Annotated in this window: 3 protein-coding genes and 2 pseudogenes; all 5 read right to left on the minus strand. The window is 66.8% G+C overall.

Features of this window, described 5'->3' with window-relative positions; translation table 11 throughout:
• Positions 1-244: 244 nt before the first annotated feature.
• Positions 245-721: a hypothetical protein gene (locus ACFYM0_RS37895; protein WP_388510296.1), complete on the minus strand. Its 477-nt coding sequence runs from the start codon at positions 719-721 to the stop codon at positions 245-247.
• A 75-nt stretch (positions 722-796) separates the two neighbouring features.
• On the minus strand, positions 797-1,105 hold the full coding sequence (locus tag ACFYM0_RS37900) for a hypothetical protein (RefSeq protein ID WP_388510299.1): 309 nt from the start codon (positions 1,103-1,105) through the stop codon (positions 797-799).
• Between the two features lie 208 nt (positions 1,106-1,313).
• Entirely contained in the window at positions 1,314-1,910 is a 597-nt protein-coding gene (locus tag ACFYM0_RS37905) for a hypothetical protein (RefSeq protein WP_388510302.1), read from the minus strand.
• Positions 1,911-1,936: 26 nt separating this feature from the next.
• A pseudogene (locus ACFYM0_RS37910) lies at positions 1,937-2,121 on the minus strand (ATP-binding protein); the annotation flags it as partial.
• Positions 2,095-3,081, minus strand: a pseudogene (locus ACFYM0_RS37915) (DDE-type integrase/transposase/recombinase); the annotation flags it as partial. The pseudogenes ACFYM0_RS37910 and ACFYM0_RS37915, both read right to left, overlap by 27 nt.
• Positions 3,082-3,380: the final 299 nt, after the last annotated feature.

Consider the following 3,380-nt stretch of genomic DNA (forward strand, 5'->3'; position numbering starts at 1 on the left):
CTGCAGGGGGGACCCTGTGGGAGAGTAGGACGCCGCCGAACAATTTTTGAGAAAAGCCCCGTACCGGGTAACCGGTACGGGGCTTTTCTGCGTTTCCCCCACGGTCGCGCGCGCGACACAGTCCAAGGACGGGTCGGAATACGAGAAGCCCCGCAACGGAGTCGCCGGCAACAGATCCAGGTCCCGTACCGCCCTCGTCGTCGCCGTGCGCAAGATGCACTGTCGGCAGCGCTGAATAGACAGGTCAGGGCCTCTGCGGCCGAGCGGCGACAGCATCGACGCCAGACACCCGCAGCTTGCGGGCCAGGAACTCCATCTCAGGCATCGTGCCTGAGTGGGCTCCCGCCAAGACATCCCTCAGCAGAGTCTTGACTTCCGCCAAGCCCATGCCGAGTTCTGCCCGCAGAACCCGCATGATCGCGGCGTTCCTCGCTGATGGATCCACCCGGAGGCGGGCTGGTCCCCACTCGGAGAGCAGCCGTTCGCGTAGTTCGGAAGGCAGATCACCACCGCAGTCAGCTACCGCGAACCCGCAGCCTGAACACCTGGATTCCGTGTCCCAGCGCAGGGAACCTTGGACCAGGGCTTGGACGCCCCAGCACTCCAACTCCGCACCGCAGTCCTGGCACCCAGCTGAGTACCTGATGGACTCGAAGACCGTCTGGTCCATACCCATCCCTTCGGAGAAGGCGAAGCTCGCGGCCGCGAGAGTCCTGGTCACGATAGCCATCCTTGTCGCCTCACCGGTGCTGCTGATAGCCGGAACGCCGGTCCGCCGCCGATACCTCCGCTACGTCTACCGGGATGGGGCCCCAGCGATCAGCGGCCTGATCGGAGCCGTAGATGCGGAAGTAGCTGAACCAACCCCGGCCCGGCACGGTCTGGATCCAGTGGCCTTCGGCCCCACCGGCCAGGCGATGCGGTCGGGGCGGTCGGAGGCGAAGGCGGTGACCGGCATTTCGTCGCGGCCCTGGCGGGCGGCCTCGGTGAGCAGGGCGGTCGTGCGTTCGTCGGGGTCGAAGGGCTTGCCGGCTTCGATGCCGAGCTCGGCGAGAAAGCTGAGCATCGGGCGCATTTCCTCGACGGCGGGTTCGGTGTCGATCACCGAGTGCAGGACGTGCCAGTACCAAGGGCAGGGCCCGCAGCGGGGCGAAGACGGTCCAGGCAGCAGGAGGTGCTTGCCGCCCTTGGGGCCGTGGACGCCGGGGAGGGAGGCCGAGGTCGGTCATCCACCGGTTGTCGGCGTACTCCTGTGAGTGCTCCACCAAGTACGGGGATACATGCACCAGCAGGGAGACTGTGAGCCAGTCTCGTCATCCCGCGGGCATGGCGGTGGCAGGGTGATGAACCTCCAGGATGACTGCGGTGCCGGCCACGGTTCGGTCCTCGTGCATGGTGATCTGCTGGCCGGGCTGGAGGTGCGTCCAGTGGGAGGGGGTGAGGGGCACGAGTCGAACCGTGGCTCGCCCGCCGGGCTCCAGACAGGGCATGTCCTCAACCCAAAGCGACGCGATGCTGACCGCACGTCCGCCGGTGGGTGAGAGGTGTCCGATGTCCCACATGGGTCGCAGAACACCGGCGCCGGAGATTGCCGTGGTGCGTCGCGCCTCAGCGGCAGGGCGGAGCGTCAGATCCGCCCTGATTACGCCGTTGCGGACCTCGCAGCACCGCCAATGGCACCAGGCCGCGCTCCGCTCAAGCCGGAGCTGCTCGGCCGCTTCGGCGAGCTTCTCCCAAAACGACAGAGGGAGCGAGCGACCGTCCCCCAATTCCTCCAGCAGGCCCAGGGCGATCTCCCACTCGTCGTGAACGAGGTAGTCCCAGATGTCTCGCACCGTGATGTCGTTCTCGGTGGCGGTCTCTTCCGGAACCAGCAGGGAAGCTGATTCGAGCAGCTCAGGGACGTCCATGCGCTCATTGTCGACCGCATGAACTACTAGGCGGCGCCTTCCTGGTCTCGCTCGAGGGCAGCGAGCCGGTTCTTGAGCCGGTAGCTGGGCCCTTGATGGAGATCACGTCGCAGTGGTGCAGGAGGCGGTCGAGGATGGCGGTGGCCAGGACCCCGTCGCCGAACACCTGTCCCTCCGCGCGTTCGAGGGGCTGGTAGCCCACCTCTTCAACCTCGACCCGGGTGACCGCGGCCCGGTTCAGCATGCCACCAGCGGCCCTGCCTGCGAGGCCGGGGCGTCGCGGCGGCGGGGCCGCGGCAGGCTCCTCTCACCGGTGGTGACGCGGCGGCCGGCGCCGTGGGCAGGCCGTCCCAGTGCTTCTCATCCACGATCCGGGCGCCTCGGCCAACCGCCCGGGGATGGACGGCCAGCAGGGTCTCGCCCGTGCAGTCGGGGCCGGTGGCATGCAGCAGTACCTGGGATTTCGTAGTCCTTCCTCGACCGGGGAGAAGGCACGTCCCGCAAGGACATGGTCGCGGACGGTCAGCACTTGCCGTTCGACCCGGCCTTTGCCCGTGGGCCGATACGCGGCCAGTACGTGGGGATCGAAGTCGTAGTGCCCGGCGGAGGCGACAGCCTCCGGATGTAGGGGAACGGCGTCACCTGGTGCGACATGCCGGCGGACCACCGTTTTGGTGCGGTCGTAGACGATCGACATGGGGACACCGCCGGAGTGCGCGAACGCCTGGCGGTGGCAGTCAAAGAAGGTGGCCAGGTCCTGGCTGTGGTGAAGCAGCAGGACGGGTCGCGCGGGTAGGACAACGTCATGTGGAACGAGTAGACCTTCGGGATTCCGACGTGGGCGAGGATCTTTCCCTCGTCACCCCAGTCGACCTGGGCCTGAGCCCCCGGGACTGCCTCGAACCTGCGGTGCAGGCACGCCAGTTCACTCGGGCTGATGCCCAGCTCCTCCGCGATCCGCGGGCGGGCTTCCTGCAAGTACATCTTGATCCGCTGGTAGCTGCCGGTGAACCCGTACTCGGCCACCAGGCGCTCGTGGATCACGGCCCCTGAGCAGGATCTCGGCCCGCAACATCGGGTCGATCAACGGCGCGACCTCATCCACAATCCGCCGCTACGGCTGCCCGTCGGGAGCCCCTCGGGGTAGGGCGACCGGAGTCTCGCCCGACAGCTACAGGCCGCGAAACCGCCTCAACGGGCCAGGGCGGCGACTGTCAGTCCCCCTACACGAGGGCGGGGCGACGTGTCGCGCCGATTTTGACGGTGCAGGGGGTGTCATGTAGAGTCAAACGGTTGCCTGGAACTGGACAAGTTCGGCAGCCGGCCCCCAAAGAAGCAATTCAGAGTGGGCACCCTCGACTCCTCATCCAGGAATCTGAAGCCGGGAAATCCGGTGGAAAACTTCTGATAGAGTCGGACTCGCCGGAAAGGGAAACGCGAAAGCGAAGAACTGGAAAGCGAAACCCGCTT

Origin of the sequence: Streptomyces sp. NPDC006487, assembly GCF_042870555.1 — a bacterium.
In the GTDB taxonomy this organism is placed as follows: Bacteria; Actinomycetota; Actinomycetes; order Streptomycetales; family Streptomycetaceae; genus Streptomyces.

Coding starts and splice junctions, on each gene's coding strand:
- ACFYM0_RS37905 (WP_388510302.1), bottom strand. CDS start 1,910: ATGGACGTCCCTGAGCTGCTCGAATCAGCTTCCCTGCTGGTTCCGGAA.